Below are 26,965 nucleotides of genomic sequence, written 5' to 3'. Positions count from 1 at the left end.
GCGGCTGTCTCGTCACCGGCCCGCCGGTTGCTACTGCGGCCAGTTTCCCGTGTCGCCGCCGATCATTCCCGGCGGTAGGGAGATGCCGCCGTTCGACGGGCGGCCGCCGTGGGCGGGGGGCTTGTTGTCGCCGCCCGGCTTCGGCTTGTGCTTGCCCTTGTTCTTGCTCTTGCCCGGGTTGCCGTTGCCGGCGTTGCCCCCGTTGTCATTGCCGTTGTTGGCGGGCGCGCCCGCCGCCGCGTCGTCCTGCTTCTGGCCGCTGCCGGGGATGTTGACCGTGGTGAACGGCGCCGAACTCTGCCCCAGCAGCGCGCCGGTCATGGCATCACGCCAGATGGGACCGGGGACCTGACCGCCGTACACCTGCTCCTGGAACTGCCCGCCGATCGTGATGTTGTTCATCTCGACGCGCTGGGACGGGCTGCCGACCCAGACGGCGGCCGACAGGTTCGAGGTGTAGCCGACGAACCAGGCGTTCTTGCGGGCGTCGGTGGTACCCGTCTTACCCGCGTTGTCCCGGTCCTTGAGGCCGGCCTCCTGACCGGTACCGGAGTCGATCACACCGCGCAGCAGCGAGCTGATGGTGTTCGCGGTGTTCTCCGACATCGCCCTGCTGCAGGACGACTTGGGCACCGGCAGCGACTTGCCGTCGGCCCGCTTGATGGACTCCAGGGCGATCGGCGTGCAGTACGTGCCGTGGTTGGCGAAGGCCGCGTACGCCGTCGCCATCGTCAGGGGTGAGATGCCCCGGGCGCCGAGCGCGATGGCGGGCGACTCGGGAAGCTTGGCGCCGCTGCCCTCCACCACACCCAGCTTGTCGGCCATCTTCATGACCGGGCACAGGCCGATGTCCTGCACCATCTGGATGAAGTACGTGTTGACCGACTTGGCCATCGCCTCATTGAGCGCGTACGGACCGACCTCGTCCTCGCTCTCGTTCGGCACCCGCTCCTTGTTGAGGTTGACGTACGGCTTGCCGCTGCACGTCTGCACCGACGGGTACTCCATCTCGTTCGGCGAGGAGTACACCTGCGTCGGCGGGCGGCCCTGCTCCATGGCGGCGGCCGCCACGAACGGCTTGAACGTCGAACCGGTCGGGAAGCCGAAGTTGGAGCCCGCCATCTGCCGGTTCACCGAGAAGTTGATCTGCGTCTCGTTGTCCCCGAAGCCGTACGGCTTCGACTGACCCATCGCCATGATCTTGCCGCTGCCCGGCTGGACCATGGTCACCGCGGTGGCGACCGAGTCCTTCTGGTAGACGTGCTCCTTGATCGACGCCTGCGCGGCCTTCTGGCTCTGCGGGTCGAGCGTCGTCTGGACCGTGAGACCGCCCTGGTTCCAGAGCTTGGCCCGCTCCTCCTTCGTCTTGCCGAAGACCGGGTCGGAGAGGAACACCTCGCGGACGTAGTCGCAGAAGAAACCCGCGCCGTCGACCGCCGTGATGCAGCCGTTCTTCGGCTTGCTCACGTGCAGCGTGATCGGGGCTTCCTTGGCCTTGTCGGCCTCGCCCTGCGAGATGTCCTTCATGTCGACCATGCGCTGGAGCACCGTGTTGCGGCGCTTCTTCGCTTCCGTCGTGTCGTTCACGGGGTCGTACCGCGTCGGCGACTGCACGATGCCGGCGAGCATCGCCGACTCGTCCAGGGTGAGGTCCTTGGCCGGCTTGGAGAAGTACCGCTGCGCCGCGGCCTCGATGCCGTACGACTGCTGGCCGAAGAACGTGATGTTCAGGTAGTTCTCCAGGATCTTCTTCTTGCCGAGCTCCTCCTCGACCTGGATCGCGTACTTCAGCTCCTTGACCTTGCGGCCGATCGTCTGCTGGGTGGCCTCGGCGACCTTGTCGGGGTCATCACCGGCCTCCTCGACGAAGACGTTCTTCACGTACTGCTGGGTGAGGGTGGACGCGCCCTGCGCGACACCGCCGCTCGTCGCGTTCTTGTTCATCGCGCGCAGGACGCCCTTGAGGTCGATCGCGCCGTGCTCGTAGAAGCGCGAGTCCTCGATGGCGACGATCGCCTTCTGCATGTATGGGGAGATGTCGGCGAGCGGCACCACGGTGCGGTCGCGCGAGTAGACCTGGGCGATCGTGCCGCCCTTGCTGTCCAGGATCGTGGTGCGCTGGCTCAGCGGCGGGGTCTTCAGATTGGCCGGGATCTCGTCGAACCCCTCGACCGTCCCCTTGGCCGCGAGCCCCAGCGCGCCGGCCGCGGGAAGGGCGATTCCCGCGAGCACCGCGCCCGCCAACACACTCACGCCCAGGAACTTGGCCGCCTGCTGAGACCCGGTCAGGCCTCCGCCCGATCGCTTCATTGCCATGGGGGGCAGCCTACGTTCTCAATCGCCGGACACAGGTGAAGGCTCTGGCCTAAGCTGCTCTCGACTGTCACAGCAGCCCGGTTGCGCCTCGTGGTCCCGACCGTGCGTGGAAGTACGCGCAAGCACGTGGAAGTGTTCCGCCGTCCCCCGAATCCGGCGGGAGTCAGGTCAGTTGATGTCCGTCATCGATGTCCGGTTGCGCCTCATGCGTCACTCGCCGTCCGGTGTGGCTCAGGTGATACGTCCTGTTATTTCGGATTCATCACGCATGTCTCTCGCTCACTCCGTTGGGTGATCTGCCGCGTACGCATAGTCCGTTCGGACCATTCAAGATTGGGCCCGACGGGGGTGTTGCGCTGCGCCTACCTTCCGTAACGTCCTCAACTGGCAGCGGTGAATATGCCGCTACCGCCGTGGGGGAGCCTCGATTCGGGAGAGGACGGCGCCGGCATGGGCTGGGTAACCGACTGGAGTGCGCAGGCAGCCTGCCGCACTACCGATCCGGACGAACTGTTTGTACAGGGTGCAGCGCAGAACAGGGCGAAGGCGGTGTGCACCGGTTGCCCGGTGCGGACCGAGTGCCTGGCCGACGCGCTCGACAATCGCGTCGAGTTCGGCGTGTGGGGCGGAATGACGGAACGGGAGCGGCGCGCCCTTCTGCGCAGGCGCCCCACCGTCACGTCGTGGCACCGCCTTCTGGAGACCGCGCGTACCGAGTACGAGCGCAGCACGGGGCTACTGCCCGGGTGCGCGGAGGAGGAGGCGGCGGCGTACGACGAGTACCAGCACGCCTTCGGAGACGACGAGGCGTACGCGGCGGCGGGCTGAGGGGCGGACGCGTCTCGCCGCGTCGGGTGGCCCCGCGCCGGCTGTGCCGGGTGACCCGGGGAGGTGTCGGGTGCGCCCGGGTCGTGCTGGGCAAGCCCGGGAGGACGTGCTGGGTAGCCCCGGGAGGGCTGGCTGGCCAGCCCGCGTGGCGGCGGGTGGCCCCGGGAAACCGGGCCACGGATCAGGGGGCAGGCGACAGCTCAGGTCGCGGATCCGTCGGCCGCGAGCCGGTCGCCGATGGCCCGCAACCCCGCGAGATCGTGCACATCGCCGGGCAGAGCGGCCACCTCGGTCACCGCGACCTCGGGATGGAGCGCGGTGAAACGGTCGCGCGTCCGCCGCTCACGCGCGATCACCTGCATCCGCTCGGCATGCAGTCGCAACAGGGCGGCGGTGAGCCCGTCCACGGAGTCCACGTGGTCAACGCCCTTGGAGGAGCCGGTAGTTACGCTGTCGACGCCTTCTGGGTGTCCGTGAGTGTTGTACGCCAAGCGGTCCTGGGGGTGGTCGCGGTCCTGAGAGTGATCGTGATCCCGGGAATGGTCCCGGCCCTGGGAATGGTCCGGTGACTCGCCGGCGTCGGGAGAGGAATCGCCGGGGCCACGATCCCCAGCCTTCCCGGCCCCCTGATCCACAATGCGACGTTCGTCAAGATTTTCTGCACTGCGAATTTCTACGGAGTGGTCGGCGGCCACAACCGCACCCACGGCGACATCGGCATCCGCACCCGAAGCCGCGGCCACATCGGCATCTACACCGATACTCGTATCCGCATCCGCATCCGCATCCGCATCCGCATCCGCATCCGCATCCGCATCCGCGAGGTGCTCCGCCGCGGCGAGAGCGCGCTCGGCCGAGAGTCGGGCTGCCGCACTTCCGTGTACACGGTTGAGGACCAGCCCCGCGAGGGGCATGTCCTCGGCGGCCAGGCGCTCCACGAAGTACGCCGCTTCGCGCAGCGCGTCCCGCTCGGGCGCGGCGACGACGAGGAACGCGGTGCCCGGTGCCTGGAGGAGGCGGTAGGTGGCGTCGGCCCGGGTCCTGAACCCGCCGAACATCGTGTCCATGGCGGCCACGAAGGTCTGTACGTCGTTCAGGAAAGGCCCGCCGAGCAGCTTGCCGAGCGTGCCCGTCATCATCGACATGCCGACGTTGAGGAACTTCATCCCGGCCCGGCCGCCCATCTTCGCGGGCGCCATGAGCAGCTTGATGAACTTGCCGTCGAGGAACGACCCGAGCCGCTTCGGCGCGTCCAGGAAGTCGAGCGCCGAGCGCGATGGCGGGGTGTCGACCACGATCAGGTCCCACTCGTCCTGCGCCCGCAGCTGACCCAGCTTCTCCATCGCCATGTACTCCTGCGTGCCCGCGAAGCCGGCCGACAGGGACTGGTAGAACGGGTTCGTCAGGATCGCCTTCGCCCGGGCGGGATCCGCGTGCGCCTCGACGATCTCATCGAAGGTCCGCTTCATGTCGAGCATCATGGCGTGCAGCTCACCCTCGCCCTGGACCTCCTTGACCCGGCGCGGCGTGTTGTCGAGCGAGTCGATACCCATGGACTGGGCGAGTCTGCGGGCCGGGTCGATGGTGAGCACCACGACTTTGCGGCCCCGCTCGGCGGCCCGAACTCCCAAGGCGGCGGCGGTAGTTGTCTTCCCCACCCCGCCCGAACCGCAGCACACGATGATGCGGGTGCCCGGATCGTCCAGCAGGGGATCGATCGCCAGCGGCTCGACCGTGTCCACAGTCACTCACCCACCCCGAGCTCGCGCAGTTCCGTGGCCAGCCGGTAGAGCCCGGCCAGATCCATACCCCCGCCGATCAACGGCAGTTCATACGTCGGCAGCCCCAACTCGCCGAGCACACCCCGCTGTTCACGCTCCAGCTCCACCCGCTCCGCGTGCTCGGCGGCCTGGTCGAGGAGCGGCGACACCAGCTTCGCCGAACCGGTCACCCCGGCCCGTGCCAGCGCCTTGGCGACCTCCTTGCGCCGGTCTCCGGTGACCCCGCGCACGGCGGCCTCGTCCAGGATGTGCGGCCGCACCATGTTCACGATGACGTTGCCCGTCGGCAGCTCGGCGGCCCGCAGCTCGCCGATCCCGTCGACGGTCTCCTGCACCGGCATCTCCTCAAGCAGCGCCACCAAGTGCACCGCGGTCTCGGGCGACTTGAGCACCCGCATGACCGCCTGCGCCTGATTGTGTATCGGCCCGATCTTCGCGAGCCCGGCCACCTCGTCGTTCACGTTCAGGAAGCGCGTGATGCGGCCGGTGGGTGGCGCGTCCATGACGACATAGTCATAGGCGTACCCGCCCTGCTTGTTCTTACGACGCACCGCCTCGCACGCCTTGCCGGTCAGGAGCACGTCACGCACCCCGGGCGCGATGGTGGTGGCGAAGTCGATGGCGCCGAGCTTCTTCAGAGCCCGGCCCGCGCCGCCCAGTTTGTAGAACATCTGCAGGTAGTCGAGGAGCGCCCGTTCCGCGTCGATGGCCAGGGCGTACACCTCCCCGCCACCCGGCGCTACGGCGATCTTGCGCTCCTCGTACGGAAAGGCCTCCGTCTCGAAGAGCTGCGCGATGCCTTGTCTGCCCTCGACCTCGACGAGGAGCGTGCGCCTGCCCTCCGTCGCGAGGGCGAGCGCGAGTGCTGCGGCGACCGTGGTCTTGCCGGTACCGCCCTTGCCGCTGACGACCTGGAGCCTGCTCACACCATCGAGCCTAACCAGTCCGCCCGCGGTGTACGCATGTGGTCCGCGTAATGCGACCCATGCACGGCAACCCCGCGTGCCGCCGCACGGCGACCCGGCGTGGTTCACGTGCGCAACCCCGCGTGGCCCGCGTGCGGCAATCCGGTGCGGCCCGCAGTATGGCGAGCGGCCGCCGTACGTCGGTCCCGCGGGGCCGCGGGAGGGGAGCGGAGGCGGGGCCGCGGGAACCGTCCTCGTACGGCGCGCGCACGAGGGGCCGTCTGCCAGCGGCTACAGTCGGGCCCATGACCAAGTGGGAATACGCGACCGTGCCCCTTCTCGTGCACGCGACCAAGCAGATTCTGGACACCTGGGGCGAGGACGGCTGGGAGCTGGTCCAGGTCGTCCCCGGGCCGAACAACCCCGAGCAGCTCGTGGCCTACCTGAAGCGGGAGAGGCAGGCATGAGCGCCGTCGAAGCCAAGCTGGCCGAACTCGGCCTGACCCTTCCGTCGGTCGTCCCGCCGCTCGCCGCGTACCAGCCCGCCGTGCGCTCCGGTGTGTACGTGTACACCGCCGGCCAGCTCCCCATGGTGGAGGGCAAGCTGCCCGTCATCGGGAAGGTCGGCGGCGAGGTCACCGCGGAGGAGGCCAAGGAACTGGCCGCCACCTGCGCCCTCAACGCGCTCGCCGCGGTCAAGTCCGTCGTGGGCGACCTGGACCGCATCGCGCGCGTCGTGAAGGTCGTCGGCTTCGTGGCCTCCGCCCCCGACTTCACCGGCCAGCCCGGTGTCATCAACGGCGCCAGCGAACTCCTCGGCGCCGTCCTCGGCGACAAGGGCATCCACGCCCGCAGCGCGGTGGGCGTAGCGGTCCTGCCTCTGGACGCCCCGGTCGAGGTCGAGATCCAGGTGGAACTCGTCGAAGGCTCATGACGAGCTCATAACGGGCCGGTCGACGGCTCGTGATGGGCTTGTCGGCTCGCCGAAGGCCGGCCTCCCGGGGCCGGTCTTCGACGGTTTTACGGGGGGACCTGAGGTGTCATCCACACGCACCCCCTCGAACATCCGCACGCCACCCCGTAGCATCCGCCCATGCCCAATGGTCAGTGGTATCCGCCGGAGTGGCCGGACCGCATCCGTGCCCTAGCCGCAGGTGAGCTCATCGCGGTCGAGCCGCGGCGGGCCGCGACCGTGATGCTGCTCCAGGACGGCGCGACCGGCACGGACACCGGGCCCGACTCCGGCCTCCAGTCCGGCTCCGGCGGCCGCCCCGGCCCCTCCGTGCACATGCTGCGCAGACGTACCTCCATGGCCTTCGCCGGCGGCGCCTACGCCTACCCCGGCGGCGGCGTGGACCCACGCGACGCCGAGGACGCGCAGCTGGGCTGGGCCGGCCCGTCCCGCGACACCTGGGCCGCACGGCTCGGCACGGACCCCGCGTCCGCCCAGGCCATCGTCTGTGCCGCGGTCCGCGAGACCTACGAGGAGGCGGGCGTTCTCCTCGCCGGTCCCGACGCCACCACCGTCGTCGGCGACACCACCGGCGACGACTGGGAGGCCGACCGCCAGGCGCTGGTCACCCGTGGCCTCAGCTTCGCCGAGTTCCTGGACCGGCGCGGGCTGGTGCTCCGCTCAGACCTCTTGGGCGCCTGGGCACGCTGGATCACCCCCGAGTTCGAGCCCCGCCGGTACGACACCTGGTTCTTCGTCGCCCTGCTGCCCGAAGGCCAGGTCACCCGGAACGCCTCCACCGAGGCCGACCGGACCGTCTGGATCCGTCCCGCCGAGGCCGCCGCCGGCTACGACAAGGGCGAGCTCCTGATGATGCCGCCGACCATCTCCACCCTGCGTGACCTCCTTCCGTACGCCACCGCCGCCGAGGCCCTCGTGGCCGCGGCCGGACGCGATCTCCAACCCGTGCTCGCCCAGGCCCGCCTGACCGGCACCGGTGAACTCGTCCTGAGCTGGCCGGGCCACGACGAGTTCACCAAACACATCCCGGCGGGAGGCCGTCCCTGATGGCCCCCGCCGCCACCCCGGCCGGTTCTCCGGCCGGTTCTCCGGCCACCCTGGGCGCCCCTGCGCCTGGCCGCTGTGTGGGGTCCGGTCTCGGGGGGTCGGGTCGTGCGGAGGCCGGCCTCGCGGGGTTCGGCTTCGCACGGGTCGGTCGCGCGGAGGTCGGCCTCGCGGGGTCTGGCTTCGCACGGTTCGGGCGCGCGGAGGTCGGCCTCGCGGGGTCTGGCTGCGCACGGGTCGGTCGCGCGGAGGTCGGCCTCGCGGGGTCTGGCTTCGCACGGTTCGGGCGCGCGGAGGTCGGCCTCGCGGGGTCTGGCTTCGCACGGTTCGGGCGTGCGGAGTTCGGCTTCGCACGGGTCGGTCGCGCGTGGTCCGGTCTCGCACGGATCGGCCTCGTGCTTGAGCGTCCCTCCGGGGTCGGCTCCGCATGGGCCGCCTTTCCGAGGCGTGGCTTCGCTCGGGACGTCCACATGCTGGGCCGGAACCTGAGACGCGCTCGCCGTTCGCTGCCCGCCTCGGCCAGGCTTGCCCAGGTAGCCACTGATCCGCTGACCCCGCCGCCCCTCGGAGGTGCCGTATGAGTGACGCCGCCGCCCTTCCCGGGCAGCCGCGCGGCGGGGTCCTTTCGGGCCCTGCCACCGACCGGGCGATCAACGTCCTCGCGCCCAACGCCTCCGCGATGACCCTGGACGGCACCAACACCTGGATCGTCGCCGAGCCCGACTCCGACCTGGCCGTCGTCATCGACCCCGGGCCCCTCGACGACGGCCACCTCGGCCATGTCATCGCGACGGCCGAGAAGGCCGGCAAGCGCGTGGCGCTCACCCTTCTCACCCACGGCCACCCCGACCACGCCGAGGGCGCGGCCCGCTTCGCGGAGCTGACCCGTACCCCCGTGCGCGCCCTGGACCCGGCCCTGCGCCTGGGGGACGAGGGCCTCGCAGCAGGCGATGTCATCACCACGGGCGGCCTGGAGTTGAGGGTGGTGCCCACCCCGGGCCACACGGCGGACTCACTCTGTTTCCATCTGCCCGCCGACCGGGCCGTCCTGACGGGCGACACGGTCCTGGGGCGCGGTACGACCGTCGTCGCCCATCCCGACGGACGTCTGGGTGACTATCTGGACTCCCTTCGCAGGTTGCGTTCGTTGACTGTCGATGACGGTGTGCACACGGTGTTGCCGGGGCACGGTCCGGTGCTCGACGACGCGCAGGGCGCCGTCGAGTTCTATCTGGCCCACCGAGCCCACCGGCTGGCCCAGGTGGAGACTGCGGTGGAGAACGGTCACCTCACGGCGGCCGATGTGGTGGCCCTGGTCTACGCGGACGTCGACCGCTCGCTGTGGCCTGCCGCCGAGCTTTCGGTGCTCGCGCAGCTCGAGTACCTGCGCGAGCACGGCCTTATCTGAGCCGTGGGCTTGGCCGGTGGCTGTGGTGCCGCCGGTCCGGCCGGGCCCTGGCCTGGGTTCCGTGCGGCGGGAAGGGGCGCCCGGTAGAGGAGAGTTGGGCGGCGAGGCTCTCAACTCTCGTACGGGCGCGGCGCCTTGGCGCCATGGACCGTGAGGTGTGGGTGGTGCGGCGGCGGTTCACGGTCCGAGATCTTTCGGTGTACATCGTGAGAACGGACCGGCCCGCGAGCGGGTTCCCGGGCGGCACGAGAATTTTTTCCGCCTTTTCCGGGGGCCGCCGTGCGTACCGCGCGGGTCCGGAGGGTGGGCGGGTTTTGCCGCCGGCCGGGTGTCTGGCGGTCGCGCGGATACGCAGTTACGCGGTCGCGTGTGTTCGCCTGCGTGCCTGCCGGTCACGCGGTCGCCTGCGTGTGCGGCCACCGGTCCCCGCTCCGGCTACGCGTGAGGGGCCGGTCCCGAAAACGGGACCGGCCCCTCAGCGTACGAACGGCAGCTGACGCGGACGGGTCAGCGGGAGCGCTTCGCCAGGCGCTCCACGTCCAGCAGGATGACCGCGCGGGCCTCCAGGCGCAGCCAGCCGCGCTGGGCGAAGTCGGCGAGCGCCTTGTTGACCGTCTCGCGGGAGGCGCCGACCAGCTGAGCCAGCTCTTCCTGCGTCAGGTCGTGCACGACATGGATGCCCTCTTCGGACTGGACGCCGAACCGGCGCGACAGGTCGAGGAGCGCGCGGGCAACACGGCCCGGTACGTCGGAGAAGACCAGGTCGGACATCTGGTCGTTGGTCTTGCGCAGGCGGCGGGCAACGGCGCGCAGCAGGGCCGTGGCCACCTCGGGGCGGGCGTTCAGCCAGGGCTGAAGGTCGCCGTGGCCCAGGCCGAGCAGTTTGACCTCGGTCAGCGCGGTTGCGGTCGCGGTGCGCGGGCCCGGGTCGAAGAGCGAGAGCTCACCGATGAGCTCGCCCGGACCGAGGACCGCGAGCATGTTCTCGCGGCCATCGGGCGAGGTGCGGTGCAGCTTTACCTTGCCCTCGGTGACCACGTACAGGCGGTCACCCGGGTCGCCCTCGTGGAAGAGGGCGTCGCCGCGGGCGAGCGTCACCTCACTCATCGAGGCGCGCAGCTCCGCGGCCTGCTCGTCATCGAGCGCCGCGAAGAGCGGGGCGCGCCGCAGAACGTCGTCCACGAATCTCTCCTTGTGACCGGTTTCAGGGGATCCAGCTCCCCATTTTGCCGGACGGTATAAACAGTGCGATCAATCACAGGATGACGTACTGGAGTGCCGGACCGTGAGTCAGGGGGCCGATTGGGGCGCTGATTCGCTGTGCTCGGGGCGGATGTCGGTGTCGGGCTTTAGGCTGGCCGAGTGTCCAATTCGCCGGTGAGAGCGCAGGCCAGGGGGGCTGAAGGAGTGTCCGCAGAGAACGATTCAGCTGTGGGCGAACAGCCCGCGTCCAGGGCGAAAGGGGCCGCGAAAGGTGCCGTGCAGAGAGCCACGCCGGGTGCCGGGGCCGCCCCCTCGGCAGGGCGGGCGGACGCGGTGCTGGTGCAGGACCGTGCAGGGGCCAGTGGCGGTGACGGTGATGGTGGCGACGTCGGTACCGGTGGCGCCGTATATGCCGATGCCCGGGCCAGGGCTTGGGGCGGCGGCGCCGACCGGAGTGGGTGCACGGCGACGCTCAGGGTGACGCCTACGGCGAAGCTCCCGGCGACTTGGCCGCGAACCCCGCGAGGTCCCCTGTGATGGAGCCCGCGAAGTCCCCTGCGGCGAATCCAGCGAGGTCCCCTATGGCGAAGCCCGTGACGACCGGGCGAGGACCCGCCCCCGACGATGAACCCACGGCCGGCGAAGGAAGCAAGGACAACACTGTGCCCAAGTCTCAGAGCACGTCCGAGGGCGAAGGCGCCCCCGAGGCCAACACAGCCGCGCGGGGCAGCACCAAGGCCGTCGGCCCCACGGAGGCGTCCAAGCGCCGAGCCGGCTCCAAGGGGTCGGCCTCCCCGACCGAGGCGCCCGCATCCAAGACGCCGACTGCCGGCAAGCGCGCGGCTGCCTCAGGGAAGGCCCCCGCCTCCAAGAGCTCAGCCGGCACCACCAAGGGGATGGACGCCTCCAAGAGCGCGGCAACCTCTAAGACCTCGGCCGTCTCCAAAACCCCGGCCGCCACCAAGAAGGCGCCCGCTTCCAAGGCTCCGGGTGTCTCCAAGAGCCCAGTCGGCACCACTAAGGCCTCGGCTGCCTCCAAGAGCTCAGCCGGCACCACCAATGGGACGGACGCCTCCAAGAAACCAGCCGGTGCCACCAAGGCCTCGGCTGCCTCCAAGAACCCAGTCGGCGCGACCAAAGCCCCGGCCTCCAAGCGGGCGGTCGGCGCCGCCACTAAATCCCCATCGAAGCGTTCGGCCGGCGCCACCAAGGGCTCGGCTGCAGACAAGGCCAAGCCGGGGGCCGGGCAGCCCGTCGGGGGTAAGGGCGAGTCTCATGCCGCGATGGTGCGGCGGGCCCGGCGGATCAATCGCGAACTCGCCGAGGTCTATCCGTACGCCCATCCCGAGCTGGACTTCCGCAACCCGTACGAGCTGCTCCTCGCGACCGTCCTGTCCGCGCAGACCACCGACCTCCGCGTCAACCAGACCACGCCGGGCCTGTTCGCCGCGTACCCGACTCCGGAGGATCTCGCGGCGGCCAATCCCGAGGAGGTCGAGGCACTCATCCGGCCGACCGGGTTCTTCCGGGCCAAGGCCAAGTCGATCATGGGGATCGCCGTCGCCCTCAGGGACGAGTTCGGCGGTGAGGTGCCGGGGCGACTGGAGGATCTGGTCAAGCTGCCCGGAGTGGGGCGCAAGACGGCAAATGTCGTCCTCGGTAACGCTTTTGGTGTTCCGGGGATCACTGTCGACACCCACTTCGGCAGGCTGGTGCGCCGTTTCAAGTGGACCGAGCAGGAAGACCCGGTGAAGGTCGAGGCGGAGATCTGCGCGATCTTCCCCAAGAGCGACTGGACGATGCTCTCGCACCGCGTCGTGTTCCACGGCCGCCGCATCTGCCACTCCCGCAAGCCCGCCTGCGGGGCCTGCCCGATCGCGCCGCTGTGCCCGTCCTACGGGGAGGGCGAGACCGATCCCGAGAAGGCGCGCAAGCTCCTGAAGTACGAGAAGGGCGGCTTCCCCGGGCAGCGGCTCAGCCCGCCGCCGGACTATCCGGGTCTGCCGGCGCCGCCGCTGGGAGGCGCGTGACGTCACTCGGAAGACGGACGCTGGCCCAGGCCGGAACGAATGCGACCGGCACAGGCGTTGTGGACGATGAACGACGGGGGTGCAGATGGCGCACATGAGCGAGACGTACGACGGTGATCTGAGCGACATGGGCGGGCTGGGCCGCATCGGCGGCACAGTCAGCGGCGCGGACACCGCCCACGGCGGCGCGGACACCGCCCACGGCGGCGCCGAGGGCCGTCAAGGCGGCCATGCGGCCGTCGACGGCCGCGACGACGGTCCCGGCGACCGGGTCGGAAGCTCGGGGCATTTCCGCGCCGAGAGCCGCGCCGACAGCCGCGCCGAGAGCCGCGCCGACAGCCGTGTCGAAAGCCGCCCCGACAGCCGTGCCCAGCACACCCCCACCCCCACCGTGACCAGCCAAGGCCTTCCCGATTGGCTGGAGCCCGTCGCGCGGGCGGCCGAAGGTGTGCGGCCCGAGCAGATGAGCCGGTTTCTGCCGCCGGAGAGCGGGGACGGGCGGCAGTCCGCCGTGCTCGTGCTCTTCGGTGACGGCCCGCGCGGGCCCGAGCTGCTCCTCATGGAGCGGGCGAGCCAGCTGCGTTCGCACGGCGGCCAGCCGTCGTTCCCGGGCGGCGCCCTCGACCCCGAGGACGGTGACCCGGCCACCACCGGCCCGCTGCGGGCCGCACTGCGCGAGGCCGAAGAGGAGACCGGGCTCGACCCGGCCGGCGTCCAGCTGTTCGGCGTGCTGCCCAGGCTCTACATCCCGGTGAGCGGCTTCGTCGTGACACCCGTGCTCGGCTGGTGGCGTGAGCGCACCCCGGTGCGGGCCGTCGACAGCGGTGAGACGGCCCGGGTCTTCACGGTGCCCGTGGCGGATCTCACGGACCCCGCCAATCGCGCCACCGCAGTGCACCCACGAGGACACGCAGGCCCGGCATTCCTGGTCGAATCGGCGCTGGTGTGGGGGTTCACGGCAGGTGTGATCGACCGGATCGTGCACTTCGCGGGGTGGGAGCGCCCGTGGGACCGAGCCAAGCGGGTGCCGCTCGACTGGCACGCGTGACAGGCTGGGCCCCGTGAACGTGCTGGACATCCTGTTGCTGCTCGCCGCCGTATGGTTCGCGATCGTCGGCTACCGCCAGGGCTTCGTCGTCGGCATCCTGTCGGTGATCGGGTTCCTCGGCGGTGGTCTCATCGCCGTGTACCTGCTCCCGCTCATCTGGGATCAGCTGACCGACGAGTCCCAGGTCTCGACGACGGCCGCCGTCGTCGCGGTCGTCGTGGTGATCGTCTGCGCCTCCGTCGGTCAGGCTTTCACCACCCACCTCGGCAACAAACTGCGCCGGTACATCACTTGGTCGCCCGCGCGCGCCCTGGACGCGACCGGCGGCGCCCTCGTCAACGTCGTGGCCATGCTGCTCGTGGCATGGCTGATCGGTTCCGCGCTCGCCGGGACCGCCCTGCCCACGCTGGGCAAGGAGGTCCGCAACTCCAAGATCCTGCTCGGCGTGTCCCAGGTGATGCCCCAGCAGGCGTCCACCTGGTTCAGCGACTTCTCGTCGGTCCTCGCGCAGAACGGCTTCCCGCAGGTCTTCACGCCGTTCTCGAACGAGTCGATCACCGAGGTGCAGGCGCCCGACCCGAAGCTCGCGGGCAGCCCGGTCGCGGCCGCCGCCAAGAAGTCGATCGTCAAGGTCGTCGGCATGGCGCCGAGTTGCGGCAAGCGACTGGAAGGCACCGGCTTCGTCTTCGCCGACCGGCACGTCATGACCAACGCGCACGTGGTGGGCGGCGTCGACGAACCGACCATCCAGGTCGGCGGCACAGGACGTACGTACGACGCGAAGGTCGTGCTCTACGACTGGCGTCGCGACATCGCGGTCCTCGACGTGCCCGATCTGAAGGCGCCCGCGCTCCAGTTCACCTCCACCGATGCGCACACCGGCAACAGCGCGATCGTGGCAGGTTTCCCCGAGGACCACCCCTACGACGTCCGCGCCGCCCGGATCCGGGGCCGCATCAGCGCCAAGGGGCCGGACATCTACCGCCGTGGCACGGTGCGCCGTGACGTGTACTCGCTGTTCACCACGGTGCGCCCGGGCAACTCCGGCGGCCCGCTGCTGACCCCCGACGGGAAGGTTTACGGCGTGGTCTTCGCCAAGTCGCTCGATGACCCGGACACTGGATACGCGCTGACGGCCGACGAGGTCCAGGCCGACATCCAGCAGGGCCGCACGGCCAACCAGCAGGTGGACAGCGAACAGTGCGCCCTGTGACCCTGATCCCCTGACGAGAAGGCTGCGATGCGACTGACGATCCTCGGCGGCGGCGGCTTCCGGGTTCCGCTGGTGTACGGCGCTCTGCTGCGCGACCACGCGCCCGGGCGTGTCACCGAGGTGGTCCTCCACGACCTGGACGCGGCCCGGCTGCACGCCATCGGCCGGGTGCTCGCCGACCGGGCGTACGGGATCGAGGACGCCCCCCGTGTCCGTACCACCACCGATCTCGACGAGGCGCTGCGCGGCGCGGACTTCGTGTTCTCCGCGATCCGCGTCGGCGGTCTCGAAGGCAGGGCCGCCGACGAACGGATCGCGCTCGCCGAAGGGGTCCTCGGGCAGGAGACGGTCGGCGCGGGCGGTATCGCCTACGGGCTGCGCACCGTGCCGGTCGCCGTCGAGATCGCCCGCCGGGTCAAGACGCTCGCCCCCGACGCCTGGGTCATCAACTTCACCAATCCGGCGGGCCTGGTCACCGAGGCGATGGCCGAGCACCTCGGCGACCGCGTCATCGGCATCTGCGACTCGCCGGTGGGCCTGGCCCGCCGGGTCGCCCTCGCGGTCGGCGCCGACCCCGACGCGGTCCGCCTGGACTACGCGGGCCTCAACCACCTGGGCTGGCTGCATGGTTTGTATGAGGGCGAGAAGAACGTCCTGCCGCGGCTGTTCGAGCGGGGCGACGAGCTGCTGACCTCGTTCGAAGAGGGCAAGCTGTTCGGCGCGGACTGGCTGCGTTCGCTCGGTTCGGTGCCCAACGAGTATCTGCACTACTACTACTTCAACCGGGAGGCGGTGGCCGCCTACCGGCAGGCCGAGCGCACGCGCGGCGCCTTCCTCAAGGACCAGCAGGCACGTTTTTATGCCACGGCGGAGACGGTGCCCGACGCCTTGGTGTGGGCGGCCTGGGACCGCACCCGGGCCGAGCGCGAGGCCACGTACATGGCGGCCAACAGGGATGTGTCGGGGGCCGGTGAACGCCATGCCGACGACATGGAGTCCGGCGGGTACGAGAAGGTGGCGCTCTCCCTGATGCGGGCGATCGCGCGCGACGAGGCGGCCACGCTCGTCCTGAACGTACGCAACGGCGACGCGCTGCGCGCCCTCGACGAGCGGGCCGTCATCGAGATCCCGTGTCTGGTCGACGCGGAAGGCCCGCACCCGCTGCCCGTCTCCCAGCTGACAGGCCACGAGGCAGGCCTGGTCAACTCGGTGAAGGCGGTCGAGCGCAGTGTGCTGGAGGCCGCCGGGAGCGGGTCGGCGCGGGCGGCGGTGAAGGCGTTCGCGCTGCATCCGCTGGTCGACTCCGTCCAGGTGGCCCGAAGGCTCCTGGACGGCTACCGGAGCGTCCACCCCGGACTCGGCTACCTTCGGGTCGACTAGGCCATCACTTTCGGCCCAGGCCGCGTCGGCGCAAGCCCGTGCCGGTCGAGTCCGCGTCGGCGCAAGCCCGTGCCGGTCGAGTCCGCGTCGGCGCAAGCCCATGCCGGTCGAGTCCGCGTCGGCCCAAGCCTGTGCCGGTCCAGGCCGCTTCGGCCTGGCTGCCCCTGCGGCTCTGCCCCCGCCGCTCCGCCTCCGCCTAGGTCCGCGCATGTCGTAGCCGGGCCGAGACCCAGCGGGCCCGGCGGCGCAGAATGCGCGGAATGCCCACCTCCCGGGAGTCGCGGGAGGGGAGTTGCAGCCCCCGCCCCTGCGGGCCGCCCCTCTCGTACGAGACCGGCCCTGCGGCCGTTCGGCGGTTGCGTGCTGCGTCACCGTAGTCGTGCGTCCAGCCCATACCCCGACGTCTGCCCGGGCCCCATGGTCGGTAACCGCCTCGCGGGCGGCCAATTGGCCTATGCGCCAGGCAATTGGCTGTTCGTAGGACAAACGTTCCCTGGGTGGCCGGAAACTGACGGGCCATCACCGAAGGTCAGCGGTCCGGTTCCGGGTCCTTGAGCCAGTTGACGAGTTCGGTGGAGAACGCCACCGGGTCCTCCTCGTGCGGGAAGTGGCCCAACCCGTCGAAGAGCCGCCAGCGGTAGGGCGCTTCGACGTACTCGCCCGAGCCCGCCGCGCTGCGGGTGCGCATCACCGGGTCGAGCGAGCCGTGCAGATGCAGCGTCGGCACCCGGACCGGACGCTTCATCCGCCGGTTGAACTGGATGCCATCGGGCCGGGCCATCGAGCGCACCATCCACCGGTACGGCTCGATCGAGCAGTGTGCCGTGGACGGGATGCACATGGCGCGCCGGTACGTCTCCACGGCGTCGTCCTCGGGCTGGCGCGGCCCCGACCAGTCCCGTACGAGACGGCCGACCAACGCGCCGTCGTCCGCGACCAGTTGACGCTCCGGCAGCCAGGGCCGCTGGAAGCCCCAGACGTAGGAGCCGGCCGAAGTCTGCTTGTAGTCGGCGAGCATCGCCGAACGCCAGCGGCGCGGGTGCGGCATCGAGGACACCACGAGCCTGCGCACCACCTTGGGGCGCATCACCGCCGCCGTCCACGCCAGATAGCCGCCCAGATCGTGCCCGACGAGCGCCGCGTCGGGCTCGCCCAGGGACCGTACGACGCCCGTGATGTCGAGGGCGAGGTTGGCCGGGTCGTAGCCGCGCGGGGTGCGGTCGCTGCCGCCCACGCCGCGCAGGTCCATCGCGACCGCGCGGTAGCCGGCGTCGGCCAGCGCGGTCAGTTGATGGCGCCAGGTCCACCAGAACTGCGGGAAGCCGTGGAGCAGCAACACCAGGGGGCCGTCGCCCAGTTCGGCGATGTGGAAGCGCGCCCCGTTGGCAGCCACGTCCCTATGGGTCCAGGGACCATCGATGCGGACAGGGCTGCCGGTGCCGCCGGGGCTGCCGGTGCCGGGCTCGGGTGCGGTCATGCAGACGAGCGTGCCACAGTGGCGCCGGTGTCCGTGACCGTCACCTCGACGGTGGCCGGGCGTGGGTGCGGCTTGACGCCCTGGAGCGTGGCGGCCGTCGCCTTGGCCGACGCGATGGACTTCTCCGGCGGCTTGACCTTCTTGAACTTGGTGACGGCGAGCAGCCCGAGCACGGCCGCGAGCAGCAGGAACGCGCCGCCGACGATGAGGAACGACCAGGCGAGCCCGAGGCCCAGATTGTGGATGCCGTACGCCGCCGCGAAGCTCAGCACCGGCAGCGAGAACAGCGCGAGCACACCGGCGGTACTGATGGCGATGCCACCGATCGCCCCGCGCTTGACGTCCTGCCGCAGCTCCGCCTTGGCCAGCGCGATCTCGTCGTGCACCAGCGCGGACATCTCGGCGGTCGCGGAGGCGACCAGCTGGCCGAGGCTGCGCTCGGCGCTGCCGGCGTTGTGGCTGGGGTCGCTCATCGCTGACTCCCTCATCTCTTCTCGGTTACCGACGGTCTAACGGGTCCAACGCGTTCAACGGGCCCACCATGTTCAACAGGCCCACCATGTTCAACGGGTCGAACAGGTCCGGGTTCGGGTCCCGGTCCGGGTCCAACAGGTCCGTTGTCAGATCATGCCGGACGGTCGGCGTCGTCGCGCTCCGCCCCCGCCAGTTGTGCCAGTCTGCGGTGCTCGGCCGCCTTGTTCTCGTAGATCGCGGCCATCCGCAGGTGGTACTCCGGTTTGTCCGCCTCGTACACGTCGGGGATGCCGTCCTGGTCGTCGTCGCGCTCCTCGTCGTCGACGAGCTGCTTGTACTTGCGGACGCGCAGTTTGAGCAGGATGGAGGAGAGTACGGCGGCGGTCAGCGAGCCCACCAGGACGGCGGCCTTGATCTCGTCGGCCAGCTGGTCCTGGCCGTCGAAGGCGAGCTCGCCGATGAGCAGCGAGACCGTGAAGCCGATGCCGGCGAGCGAGGCGACGGCGAAGACGTCGGGCCAGGCGAGGTCGTCGTTGAGTTCGGCCTTGGTGAAGCGGGCGGCGAGCCAGGTGCCGCCGAAGATGCCGACCGCCTTGCCGACGATGAGGCCGAGGACGACGCCGAGCGTCTCGGGCCGGGTGAAGACATCGGCGAGGGTGGAGCCGCTGATGACGACGCCGGCCGAGAAGAGCGCGAAGAGCGGCACCGCGAGCCCGGCGGACAGGGGCCGCACCAGGTGTTCGATGTGCTCGCCCGGGGAGTGGTCCTCGCCCTCGGTGCGGTGGCAGCGGAGCATCAGGCCCATCGCGACGCCGGCGATGGTGGCGTGGACGCCGCTGTTGTACATCAGCCCCCAGATGACGAGGGCGAGCGGGATGTAGATGTACCAGCCCCGTACGCCCTTCCTGAGCAGCCACCAGAAGAGGGCGAGCCCGACGACGGCGCCGCCGAGGGCCGCGAAGTTGATGCTGCTGGTGAAGAAGACGGCGATGATCAGGATCGCGAAGAGGTCGTCGACGACGGCGAGCGTCAGCAGGAAGGCGCGGAGCGCCGACGGCAGCGAGGTGCCGATGACCGCGAGCACGGCGAGGGCGAACGCGATGTCTGTAGCGGTCGGTACGGCCCAGCCGTCAAGAGAGCCGTCGCCGAAGATGTTGACCAGCACGTAGACGAGCGCGGGGACGGCCATACCGCACAGGGCCGCGATCACGGGCAGCGCGGCGGCCTTGGGGTCGCGCAGTTCGCCGGCGACGAGTTCACGTTTGAGTTCGATACCGGCGACAAAGAAGAAGATCGCGAGCAGCCCGTCGGCCGCCCAGTGCTGAATGGAGAGGTCGAGCCCGAGGGCGCTGATGCCCAGATGGAAACCGCGGACGGACTCGTAGCTCGAACCCAGGGTGTTCGCCCAGATCAGGGCGGCGATCGCGGCCACGAGAAGCAGCACGCCGCCGACGGTCTCGGCGCGCAGGGCCTCGGCGATGTAGGTGCGCTCGGGGAGCGAGAGCCGGCCAAGGAACTTCTGCTTGCTGGGGGTGGGCGTGGCCACGAGGGCGACCTCCGGTCGGTTCGGCGGGCATGACTGAGCACGTTGCCGACCAGACTTCCCGGCGCACCTGACTTTCTTGTCGCGTCGTTGACGCTTTCCTTACTTTACCTAACTTTACGGAGCGGTGCATGCGGCGGGGTGGATCCGGTGATCATCACTTTAAGGGCATACCGGGCGCCGGGCGCGGGATGGGCCTACGACGGGGCCCGGCCGTACGGGTGCGTGTGCCGGGCGCGGGGTGCGCGAAGGGCCCGGCACACGCACTCGTGCGGCCGGGCCCTTCGGAACAGTTGCCGCCGCGCTCAGTCCTCGCTGGCGGCGCTCGGCAACTTCGTCTGGATGAGCGCCATGACCGAGGAGTCGGTCAGCGTCGTGACATCGCCCAGCTCGCGGTTTTCGGCGACGTCGCGCAGCAGGCGGCGCATGATCTTGCCCGAGCGGGTCTTGGGCAGCTCCGCCACCGGCAGGACGCGCTTGGGCTTGGCGATGGGGCCGAGCGCCGAGCCGACGTGCGCCCGCAACTCCTCGACCAGGGTCTCGGTCTCGGTGGCGGTGCCGCGCAGGATCACGAAGGCCACGATGGCCTGACCGGTCGTCTCGTCGGCGGCGCCCACCACGGCGGCCTCGGCGACCGAGGGATGCGAGACGAGGGCGGACTCGACCTCGGTCGTGGAGATGTTGTGGCCCGAGACGAGCATGACGTCGTCGACGCGTCCGAGGAGCCAGATGTCGCCGTCGTCGTCCTTCTTGGCGCCGTCACCCGCGAAGTACTTGCCCTCGAAGCGCGACCAATAGGTGTCGATGAAGCGCTGGTCGTCACCCCAGATGGTGCGCAGCATGGAGGGCCACGGCTCCGTCAGGACGAGGTAGCCGCCCCCGCCGTTCGGTACCTCGTGGGCCTCGTCGTCGACGACGGTCGCGGCGATGCCGGGCAGCGCGCGCTGGGCGGAGCCGGGCTTGGTCGCGGTGACGCCGGGCAGCGGCGAGATCATCATCGCGCCGGTCTCGGTCTGCCACCAGGTGTCCACGATGGGGCACTTGCCGGCGCCGATGTGCTTGCGGTACCACATCCACGCCTCGGGGTTGATCGGCTCACCGACCGACCCCAGGACCCGCAGACTGCTCAGGTCGAACTTGGCGGGGATGTCGTCGCCCCACTTCATGAACGTACGGATCGCGGTCGGCGCGGTGTAGAGGATGGTGACGCCGTACTTCTGCACGATCTCCCAGAACCGCCCCTGGTGCGGGGTGTCGGGGGTGCCCTCGTACATGACCTGGGTCGCGCCGTTGGCGAGCGGCCCGTAGACGATGTACGAGTGTCCGGTGACCCAGCCGATGTCGGCGGTACACCAGTAGACGTCGCTCTCCGGCTTCAGGTCGAACACCGCGTGGTGGGTGTACGCGGCCTGGGTGAGGTAGCCGCCGGAGGTGTGCAGGATGCCCTTGGGCTTTCCCGTCGTGCCGGACGTGTACAGGATGAACAGCGGGTGCTCGGCGTCGAACGCGGCAGGGGTGTGCTCCGCCGACTGGCGGGCGACGATGTCGTCCCACCACACGTCGCGGCCCTCGGTGAACGCGGTGTCCTGGCCGGTGCGGCGGACCACGAGCACATGCTCGACCTGGGGACAGCGGGCGACGGCGTCGTCGATGGCGGGCTTCAGGGCGGACGGCTTGCCGCGTCGGTAGCCGCCGTCGGCGGTGATGACGAGCTTGGCGTCGGCGTCCTGGATGCGGGAGGCGACCGCGTCGGCCGAGAAGCCGCCGAAGACCACGGAGTGGGCCGCGCCGATCCGGGCGCAGGCGAGCATGGCGACGGCCGCCTCGGGGATCATCGGCAGATACACCGCGACCCGGTCGCCGGCCTGAACGCCAAGCTCCGTCAGGGCGTTGGCGGCCCTTGACACCTCGTCCTTGAGCTCGGCATAGGTGAGGGAGCGGCTGTCGCCGGGCTCGCCCTCGAAGTGGATGGCGACCCGGTCGCCGTTCCCGGCCTCGACATGGCGGTCGACGCAGTTGTACGCCACGTTGAGCTTGCCGTCGGCGAACCACTTCGCGAACGGCGGGTTCGACCAGTCGAGGGTTTCGGTCGGCTCGGTGGCCCAGGTCAGGCGCCGGGCCTGCTCGGCCCAGAAGCCCAGCCTGTCCGCATCGGCCCGCTGGTACGCCTCCGCCGTCACGTTGGCATGCGCGGCCAGCTCGGAGGGCGGCGTGAAGCGCCGTTCCTCTTTCAGCAGATTGGCCAAGCTCTCGTTGCTCACGACATCTCCCTTTCCCAGGGCGTCCTCAGTGCGTATGGGTCCCGGGCCATAGCTCATCAGGCCAAGAGCCGGGTGACAAGGGTCTCCAAGAAATTGGTTTAGACCTGTAAAGATTTGCTGGTCATCGGCGTGGCGCACGAACGGCCTCCCCCTTGGTGGGGAAGGCCGTCAGGTGCCGTGGTGTGCGAGCCGGGTTCAGGCGGGCGTGTCCTCCAGCAGGTTGACGCCGACGCCTTCGAAGACCTCCTCGTGGTCGTCGGCCGAGAGCAGATAGGCCTGCGCTTCGCCGACGTGGAAGTACATGCCGTGCAGTGCGAGGGTGCCCGCGGCGAGTGCGCGCGCCACCGACTCGTGCCGGCGCAGGTGCTCCAACTGCTGCACGACATTGGTCACACAGAGCTGTTCCACCGCGTCCGCGGGCAGCCGTCCCGCGATCCGGGTCCAGGCGTGGCTCCGGCTCGCCATCCGTTCCAGGCTCGGCCCGCCGTGCCGCAGCCACCGGCGCAACGGCGTCATCGGCGCGCTCGGATTGCCGTTGAGCAGCGCCGTCATCGCGCCGCAGCCGGAGTGGCCGCAGACTGTGATCGACTGAACCTGGAGGATGTCGACGGCGTACTCGATGGCCGCGGCCACCGACTCGTCGCCGCCTTCCTCGCCCGGAGGCGGCACCAGATTGCCGATGTTGCGCACGGTGAACAGGTCACCCGGGCCGCTTGAGGTGATCATGCTGGTGACCAGGCGTGAGTCGGCGCAGGTGATGAAGAGCTGCTGGGGGCGCTGCCCCTCACGGGCGAGCCGGGCCAGCTCTTCGCGCACCAGCGGCGCCGTGTTGCGCTGGAACGAGCTGAGCCCGCTGGCCAGTTGGTGGCCGTGGGTGCGCTGCGGTGGCTGGTCGTGGCAGTGGTGGTTGCGCCACGGGGTCCACGGGCGGCAGCAGGCCTGCGCCGCGCCGGCCGGCTCGGCGATCCTCCCGCCGGCGCGCGTGGTGACCCGTACGGTGCCGCCGCGCGCGTGGTGTGCGTCCTGCCAGCCCTGCAGTGCCTCGAAGGCGGCGTGATCCATGAACGATCCGTCCAACTCCACGATGGTTTCTGCTCCTTGGGGGACTTGGCCGAGCGTCCGGGTCAGCCGGGGCACGGCGAGGAACGTCAACTGCCCGCGGGCGCACACCAGATAGGTGCCGTCCGCCTCCTGCTGGGCCGTGATGCGGGTGCGTGACAGCCGGTGCAGCGCGACCGCGACGGCGACGGCGATTCCCAGGACCACTCCTTGCAGCACGCCCAGGACGAGCACTCCGCCGATGGACGCCACATAAACCAGGAACTCGCGGTGTTTGTGGACGTTGCGGATGTGCGCGAAGTTGACCATCTGGATGCCGACCATCATGACGAGGGCGGCGAGCGCGGCCAGCGGAATCCACTCCAGTGCGGAGACGAGCAGCCCGGCTGCGAGCAGCACCCACACGCCGTGCAGCACCGTGGAGGCCCGACCGGTCGCGCCCGCGCGGACGTTGGCGCTGCCGCGCACCGCGCCGCCGGAGACGGGCATGCCGCCGAGCATCCCGGAGACCGCATTGGCGATGCCCTGGCCGCGCAGTTCGCGGTCGAGGTCGGCGCGCGGCACAGTGCTGCCGGGGCGCTCGGCCCCCAGCCGGTCGACGGCGACCGCGGAGAGCAGCGATTCAAGGCTCGCGACCAGCGTCACGGTCAACACCGCGGTGACGATCCCGAGCGCCGGGCCGTGCGGCATTTCGGGCAGGACGTGAGCGTCCCAGGAGGGCAGGTCGACGCGGGCGATCCCCGGGGCGGCGAACGCGGCCACGCCGGTGGCGATCACCACGCAGGCGAGCGCGGCGGGGATGCGCCGCAGCGCCCTTCCGATGCGGCCGGGGATGCGGGGCCACAGCAGGAGGACGGCGAGGGTCAGCGCGCCGATGAGCGGCGCCGCGGGCCCGACCTGGGCGAACTGGCCGGGCAGGGCGAGTGCGTTGGCCACGGCGGAGCTCTGCGGGGAGCCGCCGAGGACGATGTGGAGCTGGGCCAGTGCGATGGCGGCCCCGATGCCGGCGAGGGTGCCGTGCACGATGGCGGGGCTGACCGCGAGCGCTGAGCGCGCGGCCTTCAGCGCACCCAGCGCGATCTGGAGCAGGCCCGCGCAGACCGTGATGGCGCAGCTGGTACGCCAACCGTAGGTCTGGATCAACTCGGCGGACACGACGGTCAGTCCGGCGGAGGGGCCGCTGACCAGCAGGGGCGAGCCGCCGAGCAGTCCGGCGACGATGCCGCCGATGCCGGCGGCGATGAGGCTGGCCTCCAGCGGGGCATCGATGGCGACGGCGAGGCCGAGTGACATCGGGACGGCGAGCAGGAAGACGGTGATCGACGCCGACAGGTCGGCGCCGCGGATCCGGGGGAAGCGGCGGCGGGGCCCGCCGCCGGGCGGCGGCTCGTGCGGCCCGCGGCGGCCGGGCGGGTGAGCTGGGGTGGTGGCGCGAGTGGGTACGCAAGCAGGCATGGTTCCCGTCTCCTCCGGGGCAGCGCGGTCGCGGAACGTGGGTCGCGGCCGTGGGTCACGGCAGTGCAGCGGCGGGATTCTCAACTCTCGGTAAACGAATCGTAATGCAAAGTAAAGCCGCTTACTTCTCATTTACGGCAAATAGGGCAACGATTCACTCCGGAGGGTGAATAGGCAGCTTTTCGTTCGGCTTGTCGTGCCGGTATGCCCCACTCTGCGTGCGACTTTTGCGGCGCCGTGACGGCATTCAACGCACAGAACCGCAAGGAAGAGGTGGGCGGATGATCGCCGCCACGCACGCCAAGAGGATCGCTGTCGGCGTCATCGCCGCCGCGCTGGCCGTCGGAGCCGCGGGCTGCTCCTCGAACCCCGGCCCGGCCAAGCCGGCACCCGTCGGCCACCAGGGCGCCGCCGCCCCCAACAACGCCCCCCATCTCATCGGGGACGGCTCGACCGCGTACACCGGGCTCCAGCCGCACCTGCTCAAGGCCCAGAAGCTGCAACCGGGTCAGCGGCCGCCCCAGTTCGTGGTGTTCTCCTGGGACGGCGCGGGCGAGGACAGCCAGAAGCTCTTCTCGCACTTCCGGGAGGTCGCCAAGGAGTCCAACGCGACCATGACGTACTTCCTGAGCGGCGTGTACATGCTGCCGGAGGCGAAGGCCAACCTCTACACCGCGCCCAAGCACTCCCCGGGCCACTCGGACATCGGCTTCAACGACCTCAAGGGCATCAAGGACACCGTCACCCAGGTCCGCGCGGCGTGGAAGGAGGGCAACGAGATCGGCACCCACTTCAACGGCCACTACTGCGGGCCCGACGGCGGCGTCGGCACCTGGTCGGTGCCGGAGTGGAAGAGCGAGATCGCCCAGGCCAAGTCGTTCGTCAAGAACTGGAAGACCAACTCGGGCCTGAAGGCGGAGGCGCCGCTTCCCTTCGACTACGACAAGGAGCTCGTGGGCGCCCGCACTCCCTGTCTCGAAGGCCAGAAGAACTTCGTCAAGACCGCGGGCGAACTGGGCTGGCGCTACGACACCAGCGGCGTCAACGACCAGATCTGGCCGAAGAAGTACCCCAATGGCATCTGGGACCTGTCGATGCAGCTGGTGCCGGTCCCGGGCCGGGAGTTCCAGACCCTGTCCATGGACTACAACTTCTACATGAACCAGTCCAACGCGATGACCGGTGACGCCGATCAGCACGAATACTGGGGCAACCAGATGCGCGACGGCCTTCTCCAGGCCTTCGACCGCTCCTACGACGGCAACCGCGCCCCGCTCATCGTCGGCAACCACTTCGAGTCGTGGAACGGCGGCGCCTACATGAAGGCCGTCGAGGAGACCATCAGGACGGTGTGCGTCAAGCGCGACGTCCACTGCGTCTCGTTCCGCCAGCTCGCCGACTGGCTGGACGCCCAGGACCCGGCCGTGCTCGCCAAGTTCCACTCGCTGAAGGTGGGCGAGGCCCCGAAGGGCGGCTGGGCAGCGCTTGAGGCCACCGCCCAGCCGGCGGCCCCGGCGAAGCCCGTCGCCCCGCTGCGGCCCGCGGCGCCCCAGCCCGCCGTCAAGCAGGCTGCGGCTCGCTGACCTCGGCGATCAGCCGCTCGCTCAGCACAAAACCGGGGTCCACCTGCGCCGCCAGGTCGGCCCCGGTCTTCGCGTTGCCCCAGCTCTCCGCGTTCTTCAGGTGGAAGTGCACCATCTGCTGCGTGTAGCGCTCCCAGTCCCGGTTTCCGTACGAGTCGTCCGCCGCGTCCTGCAGCGTCTGCAGAGCGACCCGGTTGTCGGCCTCCAGGAGCTCGAATCGGGCCGGGCGGCCCTTCTCCATGGCGCGCACCCAGTCGGAGTGCCCGACCGTGACCAGCAGGTCGTCGCCCACCTCGGCCCGCAGGAAGTCCACGTCGTCCTGGCCCTGCACCTTGTTGCCGACGACCTTGAGCGCGACCCCGTAGTCCCGGGCGTACTCCTTGTACTGGCGATACACGGAGACGCCCTTGCGGGTCGGCTCGGCCACCAGGAATGTCATGTCGAACCGCGTGAACATGCCGGAGGCGAACGAGTCGGAGCCGGCCGTCATGTCGACGACTACGTACTCGTCCACGCCGTCCACCAAGTGGTTCAGGCACAGCTCGACCGCGCCGACCTTCGAGTGGTAGCAGGCCACCCCGAGGTCGGACTCGGTGAACGGGCCTGTCGCCATCAGACGGATGTCCCCGTCGTCGAGCCCGACCCTGCGCGCGCACGCCTCGTACACCGGGTTTGCCTCGCGCACGCGCAGCAGCCGGGAGCCGTGACCGGGCGGGGTCGTCTTGATCATGGTCTCGGTGGAGGTGATCCGCGGGTTGGTGCCGCGCAGGTACTCCTTGATGAGGGGGAGGTGGGCGCCCATCGCGGGCAGCGCGGCGGCCTCCTCGTCGTCGAGCCCGAGCGCGGCCCCGAGGTGCTGGTTGATGTCGGCGTCGACCGCGACGACGGCGGCCTCGTTGGCGGTGAGGTGGCGGATGAAGAGCGAGGACAGCGTGGTCTTGCCGCTGCCGCCCTTCCCCACGAAAGCGATCTTCATGTTCACCA

At 70.2% G+C, this 26,965-nt stretch carries 21 protein-coding genes; 10 read left to right on the top strand and 11 right to left on the bottom strand.

Annotation, left to right across the window (positions count from 1 at the left end; genetic code table 11):
* Window positions 1-30 precede the first annotated feature (30 nt).
* The gene (locus AB0D31_RS15040; protein ID WP_362722109.1) at window positions 31-2,316 is read right to left on the bottom strand and encodes a transglycosylase domain-containing protein; all 2,286 of its coding nucleotides are present in this window, start codon (window positions 2,314-2,316) and stop codon (window positions 31-33) included.
* 450 nt (window positions 2,317-2,766) lie between these two features.
* Between AB0D31_RS15040 and AB0D31_RS15035 the strand changes: the two genes are divergently transcribed.
* Window positions 2,767-3,144, top strand: coding sequence for a WhiB family transcriptional regulator (locus AB0D31_RS15035; protein WP_362722106.1), 378 nt, complete (start codon window positions 2,767-2,769; stop codon window positions 3,142-3,144).
* A 200-nt stretch (window positions 3,145-3,344) separates the two neighbouring features.
* On the opposite strand, the gene AB0D31_RS15030 is transcribed toward AB0D31_RS15035, so the two are convergent.
* Window positions 3,345-4,892, bottom strand: a complete 1,548-nt coding sequence (locus AB0D31_RS15030; protein ID WP_362722103.1) for an ArsA family ATPase — start codon at window positions 4,890-4,892, stop codon at window positions 3,345-3,347.
* The gene (locus AB0D31_RS15025) at window positions 4,889-5,851 is read right to left on the bottom strand and encodes an ArsA-related P-loop ATPase (protein WP_362722101.1); all 963 of its coding nucleotides are present in this window, start codon (window positions 5,849-5,851) and stop codon (window positions 4,889-4,891) included. The genes AB0D31_RS15030 and AB0D31_RS15025 overlap by 4 nt, the downstream gene beginning before the upstream one ends.
* Before the next feature lie 284 nt (window positions 5,852-6,135).
* On the opposite strand from AB0D31_RS15025, the gene AB0D31_RS15020 reads away from it, so the two are divergent.
* The 4 genes from AB0D31_RS15020 (at window position 6,136) to AB0D31_RS15005 (ending at window position 9,255) form a co-directional block, all read left to right on the top strand.
* Window positions 6,136-6,297, top strand: a complete 162-nt coding sequence (locus AB0D31_RS15020) for a DUF4177 domain-containing protein (RefSeq protein WP_010986011.1) — start codon at window positions 6,136-6,138, stop codon at window positions 6,295-6,297.
* Complete coding sequence (locus tag AB0D31_RS15015) at window positions 6,294-6,764, top strand: RidA family protein (RefSeq protein WP_362722098.1); 471 nt, start codon at window positions 6,294-6,296, stop codon at window positions 6,762-6,764. The genes AB0D31_RS15020 and AB0D31_RS15015 overlap by 4 nt, the downstream gene beginning before the upstream one ends.
* Window positions 6,765-6,923: 159 nt before the next feature.
* Window positions 6,924-7,850 carry an NUDIX hydrolase gene (locus AB0D31_RS15010; RefSeq protein ID WP_362722095.1) on the top strand — a complete coding sequence of 309 codons (927 nt, stop codon included), beginning with the start codon at window positions 6,924-6,926 and terminating at the stop codon, window positions 7,848-7,850.
* Between the two features lie 574 nt (window positions 7,851-8,424).
* A complete protein-coding gene (locus AB0D31_RS15005) occupies window positions 8,425-9,255 on the top strand; it encodes an MBL fold metallo-hydrolase (RefSeq protein ID WP_362722092.1) in 831 nt (276 codons plus the stop codon).
* A 507-nt stretch (window positions 9,256-9,762) separates the two neighbouring features.
* Here the strand turns inward: AB0D31_RS15005 and AB0D31_RS15000 are convergent.
* Complete coding sequence (locus AB0D31_RS15000) at window positions 9,763-10,437, bottom strand: Crp/Fnr family transcriptional regulator (RefSeq protein WP_017947815.1); 675 nt, start codon at window positions 10,435-10,437, stop codon at window positions 9,763-9,765.
* Between the two features lie 917 nt (window positions 10,438-11,354).
* Here AB0D31_RS15000 and nth point away from each other — a divergent pair.
* From nth to AB0D31_RS14980, 4 genes are all read left to right on the top strand, one after another.
* Window positions 11,355-12,488 (top strand): endonuclease III, encoded by a 1,134-nt coding sequence (gene nth / locus AB0D31_RS14995; RefSeq protein WP_362722170.1) that lies wholly within the window; start codon window positions 11,355-11,357, stop codon window positions 12,486-12,488.
* Between the two features lie 391 nt (window positions 12,489-12,879).
* Entirely contained in the window at window positions 12,880-13,536 is a 657-nt protein-coding gene (locus AB0D31_RS14990) for a CoA pyrophosphatase (protein WP_362722167.1), read from the top strand.
* A 13-nt stretch (window positions 13,537-13,549) separates the two neighbouring features.
* Entirely contained in the window at window positions 13,550-14,749 is a 1,200-nt protein-coding gene (locus AB0D31_RS14985) for a MarP family serine protease (protein WP_362722090.1), read from the top strand.
* A gap of 27 nt (window positions 14,750-14,776) precedes the next feature.
* On the top strand, window positions 14,777-16,129 hold the full coding sequence (locus tag AB0D31_RS14980; RefSeq protein ID WP_362722087.1) for a 6-phospho-beta-glucosidase: 1,353 nt from the start codon (window positions 14,777-14,779) through the stop codon (window positions 16,127-16,129).
* A gap of 196 nt (window positions 16,130-16,325) precedes the next feature.
* On the opposite strand, the gene AB0D31_RS14975 is transcribed toward AB0D31_RS14980, so the two are convergent.
* The 6 genes from AB0D31_RS14975 to AB0D31_RS14950 all read right to left on the bottom strand — a co-directional run bounded on the left by AB0D31_RS14975 (window position 16,326) and on the right by AB0D31_RS14950 (window position 24,398).
* Window positions 16,326-16,523: a hypothetical protein gene (locus AB0D31_RS14975; protein ID WP_362722084.1), complete on the bottom strand. Its 198-nt coding sequence runs from the start codon at window positions 16,521-16,523 to the stop codon at window positions 16,326-16,328.
* A gap of 135 nt (window positions 16,524-16,658) precedes the next feature.
* Window positions 16,659-17,606: an alpha/beta hydrolase gene (locus tag AB0D31_RS14970; protein WP_362722081.1), complete on the bottom strand. Its 948-nt coding sequence runs from the start codon at window positions 17,604-17,606 to the stop codon at window positions 16,659-16,661.
* A complete protein-coding gene (locus tag AB0D31_RS14965; RefSeq protein WP_362722078.1) occupies window positions 17,603-18,079 on the bottom strand; it encodes a phage holin family protein in 477 nt (158 codons plus the stop codon). The genes AB0D31_RS14970 and AB0D31_RS14965 overlap by 4 nt, the downstream gene beginning before the upstream one ends.
* Window positions 18,080-18,231: 152 nt before the next feature.
* A complete protein-coding gene (gene nhaA / locus AB0D31_RS14960) occupies window positions 18,232-19,626 on the bottom strand; it encodes a Na+/H+ antiporter NhaA (protein WP_362722075.1) in 1,395 nt (464 codons plus the stop codon).
* Window positions 19,627-19,928: 302 nt separating this feature from the next.
* Complete coding sequence (gene acs, locus AB0D31_RS14955) at window positions 19,929-21,884, bottom strand: acetate--CoA ligase (protein WP_362722072.1); 1,956 nt, start codon at window positions 21,882-21,884, stop codon at window positions 19,929-19,931.
* Window positions 21,885-22,079: 195 nt separating this feature from the next.
* A complete protein-coding gene (locus AB0D31_RS14950) occupies window positions 22,080-24,398 on the bottom strand; it encodes a SulP family inorganic anion transporter (RefSeq protein WP_362722069.1) in 2,319 nt (772 codons plus the stop codon).
* Window positions 24,399-24,679: 281 nt separating this feature from the next.
* Between AB0D31_RS14950 and AB0D31_RS14945 the strand changes: the two genes are divergently transcribed.
* Window positions 24,680-25,981, top strand: coding sequence for a hypothetical protein (locus AB0D31_RS14945; protein ID WP_362722066.1), 1,302 nt, complete (start codon window positions 24,680-24,682; stop codon window positions 25,979-25,981).
* On the opposite strand, the gene AB0D31_RS14940 is transcribed toward AB0D31_RS14945, so the two are convergent.
* Complete coding sequence (locus AB0D31_RS14940) at window positions 25,959-26,957, bottom strand: ATP-binding protein (RefSeq protein WP_362722063.1); 999 nt, start codon at window positions 26,955-26,957, stop codon at window positions 25,959-25,961. The two genes, AB0D31_RS14945 and AB0D31_RS14940, sit on opposite strands and share 23 nt — an antisense overlap.
* Window positions 26,958-26,965: the final 8 nt, after the last annotated feature.

This window comes from Streptomyces sp. NPDC048361, from assembly GCF_040651795.1.
GTDB lineage: Bacteria > Actinomycetota > Actinomycetes > Streptomycetales > Streptomycetaceae > Streptomyces.
Note: the sequence above shows the minus strand (reverse complement) of the source record. Positions and strands in the feature narration are given on the sequence as shown.

Coding starts and splice junctions, on each gene's coding strand:
- AB0D31_RS15010 (WP_362722095.1), top strand. CDS start 6,924: ATGCCCAATGGTCAGTGGTATCCGCCGGAGTGGCCGGACCGCATCCGT.
- AB0D31_RS15015 (WP_362722098.1), top strand. CDS start 6,294: ATGAGCGCCGTCGAAGCCAAGCTGGCCGAACTCGGCCTGACCCTTCCG.
- AB0D31_RS15040 (WP_362722109.1), bottom strand. CDS start 2,316: ATGGCAATGAAGCGATCGGGCGGAGGCCTGACCGGGTCTCAGCAGGCG.
- AB0D31_RS14950 (WP_362722069.1), bottom strand. CDS start 24,398: ATGCCTGCTTGCGTACCCACTCGCGCCACCACCCCAGCTCACCCGCCC.
- AB0D31_RS14965 (WP_362722078.1), bottom strand. CDS start 18,079: ATGAGCGACCCCAGCCACAACGCCGGCAGCGCCGAGCGCAGCCTCGGC.
- AB0D31_RS15005 (WP_362722092.1), top strand. CDS start 8,425: ATGAGTGACGCCGCCGCCCTTCCCGGGCAGCCGCGCGGCGGGGTCCTT.
- AB0D31_RS14945 (WP_362722066.1), top strand. CDS start 24,680: ATGATCGCCGCCACGCACGCCAAGAGGATCGCTGTCGGCGTCATCGCC.
- nth (WP_362722170.1), top strand. CDS start 11,355: ATGGACGCCTCCAAGAGCGCGGCAACCTCTAAGACCTCGGCCGTCTCC.
- AB0D31_RS14980 (WP_362722087.1), top strand. CDS start 14,777: ATGCGACTGACGATCCTCGGCGGCGGCGGCTTCCGGGTTCCGCTGGTG.
- AB0D31_RS14970 (WP_362722081.1), bottom strand. CDS start 17,606: ATGACCGCACCCGAGCCCGGCACCGGCAGCCCCGGCGGCACCGGCAGC.
- AB0D31_RS14975 (WP_362722084.1), bottom strand. CDS start 16,523: ATGGGCTGGACGCACGACTACGGTGACGCAGCACGCAACCGCCGAACG.
- AB0D31_RS15020 (WP_010986011.1), top strand. CDS start 6,136: ATGACCAAGTGGGAATACGCGACCGTGCCCCTTCTCGTGCACGCGACC.
- AB0D31_RS15035 (WP_362722106.1), top strand. CDS start 2,767: ATGGGCTGGGTAACCGACTGGAGTGCGCAGGCAGCCTGCCGCACTACC.
- AB0D31_RS14940 (WP_362722063.1), bottom strand. CDS start 26,957: ATGAAGATCGCTTTCGTGGGGAAGGGCGGCAGCGGCAAGACCACGCTG.